This is a genomic window from Bacteroides sp. CAG:633 (assembly GCF_000435115.1).
Taxonomy (GTDB): domain Bacteria; phylum Bacteroidota; class Bacteroidia; order Bacteroidales; family Bacteroidaceae; genus Bacteroides; species Bacteroides ndongoniae.
Map to the genome: position 1 here is coordinate 1 of NZ_FR883134.1, position 3,028 is coordinate 3,028.

General features: G+C 56.7%; 2 protein-coding genes. Both read left to right on the top strand.

Annotated features, from left to right (window positions below):
- On the top strand, positions 1-1,430 hold a 1,430-nt coding region (locus tag QVP67_RS12985), incomplete at its 5' end, for a DUF5724 domain-containing protein (protein ID WP_441293844.1).
- 41 nt (positions 1,431-1,471) lie between these two features.
- On the top strand, positions 1,472-3,028 hold a 1,557-nt coding region (locus QVP67_RS12990), incomplete at its 3' end, for a DUF5724 domain-containing protein (RefSeq protein WP_441293845.1).

Here is a 3,028-nt window from a genome sequence, read left to right on the forward strand (position 1 = left end):
CCCGCGGCTACTTCCGCCGCTCGCAGCGGTCGGCTAACGTGTTCCTGCACCTTGACCATATAGACAACGTCCTGACTCGCTTCCTGCGCTTCGCCGCCCTGGGGCTCACCACCCGGGAAATTGCCGAAGGCGGCAGCACGCCTCTGCTGCAGGAAGCCTTCAAAGACAACTGCCAGATGGACCGCACCGAATGGATGGCCGCCCACGTGGCCGCCGGCACGGAATCGGTGATAAGCGTCATCCGCGAAGCTCTGACCTGCGAAGACAACAGCCTCCTCCTGCAACGGTGCCATCTGGGCGCCATTGCCCGCAGCGGAAACCGCGAGCTGCTGGAACTGGAAGGCAAACTGCTCCTTGCCGCCCGACTTCAGGAAGGGTTGCGGCAAGCCATTCTGGAAACCATAGACGAGGGCATTGCCGAGAGCCACCTGTACATGCTCTCCGTCATCATGGACAACGACCTGCTGCGCTTCGCCTCCGTGAAGCGTGCCATCGCCGTATGGACGGGACTGGGTGAAACGACTGCCAAGGAAAAAATCTTTGATAAGACGATACAACTGATGTACCGTTTCCTGAACGACCGACAGCTGGCCCGCGAGTCCTTACAAAGCACCGACAGCATAGAACTATACATGGCCTTATGGTGTACCGGCTTCTACAACACCGACGAACTGGAGGGAAAAGTACCCCATCTCATTGTCAATGGAAAAAGCCACCAAGTACAAACGCTTTTCTACTACTTGAGAATCATCCAGTCGCCCCTGCTGACACAACGGCTCTGCAACTTAGGCGTGGAACACTGGCACGACGACCTCTCCGTCATGGCCGCCCTGCTTTCCTCTTACCTGGGAGGACTGTACTACAGCCGCTATCATATACAGCAAGAGGCTCCTCGTTGGGAAAACTACTTCAGCAGCCTCCAAGAAGCCCGGCAACAATACGAGTGGCTGAAAACCATCAGCCGGACTATGCCCGCTGAGAAGCGTTTTGAACCGTTCGTCTTTCCGTGGGACTACTGCGTCCTGAACCGTTCACTGGTAGCGGACAAGATGATACTCATTGCCTGGATGCTGAACGACGCTGCCCTGCTGGACGAACTTTGTGAGCTTGCGCCCACGATGCTGGACAGCAACTCACGCGACAGTTTTCTGCTGAGCATCATCCGGCAACCGTCCACGCCCCGGCAGGAGGCGTTTGTGCTGCAATCGCTCGCCGACCGTTCAGACAGCACACGTAAGGCTGCCCTCGATATAGTGGAGAAGATGACGCTCACGCCCGAACAATACCGCACACTGGAAGAGATGCTCCGCCTGAAGTACAGCGAAATGCGGGTGAGAATCATTCAAATACTGATGAAGCAGACAGACGACCGGCTGTCTGCCAGCCTGCAACGCCTGCTGCCCGACAAGCTGGCCTGCAACGCCTGCTGACCGACAAGCTGGCCGAACGGCGGCTGGCGGGCCTGGACATCCTGCAAAAGCTACAACGCGAGCCACGCTATGCTTCCCTTTATGCTGAAGCCATGCCGCTGGTACGACAGATTGCCCGTCCCTCCGACAAGGAAAAGGTCATGATAGACGCCCTTACGGGTAACGGCGGCACGGAACAGCAGTACACCCGAGCCAACGGATTCGGCCTGTACGACCCGGCTCTCACCTTCGAGCTTCCGACCATTCCACCCGACCAGGAATTAAACCTAGCGAAAATATTCTCCTTCATCACTTCGGGTGAAGCCATGAAGGTATTCGGAAAGTTGAACGACTACATCGGCCAACACAAGGACGACGAGTTCACGAACGAGTATGGGCAAATTCAATTAGTAGGAAACACCGTCCACAAGGACTGGCGCAGTACACATCCCCTTGAACGGGTAGCCCTGCCCGAACTGTGGACAGCCTTCTACGAGCAGGAAATAGGAAGTTACGAACATCTGTTGCTGATGCGCTTCATGCTGGAAAACAGGGATATCCCCGAAGAAGAAGAGGAGGAGGAGAAGAAGAAGGAAGAAGACACCAACAGCTTCCTTTCCCTCTTCAACAAATTGCTGGGCCGGCGCACTGCCGCCAAAGACGAAAGCCCCCATAACTTCCATTCCCTCTTCAACCGCATGTACGAGGACATCCCTTACCGCGGCCTGCAACACGCCGTCAAGGAAATGACCTACTACCACCAGATAGACACCATCATCGAGGCATTGGAAAGCGAGTACAGGGACGACACCCTCTACCAGCGCATCTCGACAGCCCTGCTGGAACGCCTGCTGCCCCACCTCACCCCGGACAACATCATCCACAGCCAGCAGCGTACCGTCTGGCAGTACAACGAACAGCGCTATGACTACGAAACCGTCTGCCGGCCCATCCACGATGACAACTGCATGAGGTTCTGGCTGTTGACACCCCGCCAGCCTATTGACGACGCTCTCTTCACCCGATACTTCCTCATACGTTACCGTCTCTACCAACTGACCAACTACATGGAGCACACGCCGCCTTTGGCAAACGCCGAGCCCTGCATACGCAGCATGGACTTTGCCCGTGCCTGGATGCTGGGACTGATACCCGAAGGCGAAGTGTACCGCGAAATGATGGGACGCCTCACCTCGCCCGCCCGCATCGAAGGCATCACGATGGTGATGTACAACGGCTACCGCAATCCGCGCGAACGCGACGAGTTCACCGACCTCGAAAGCCTCGACCTGTCAGCTTTCAGGCCGGTGGCGCAACGCATTGTTGACCGCATTCTGGACATCGAGCTGCACCGTGGCGACAGCGCCACCGAAGTGACGAAGCTGGCCAACCATCTGCGCCGCATCTATGGCAGCAAACGGCTGATACAGATTCTGCAAGCCTTCGGCAAAGATACTTTTGTGCGCGAGAGCTATGGCTATAACCGTGAAGAAAACGGCAAGCGCGATACGCTCAGCTATTTGTTGAAGAATTGCCATCCCCTGCCCGAAGACACCCCCGACCTGATAAAGAAGCTGGCACAGGAAACCGGCATCAAGGACGAACGGCTGGTAGCGGCC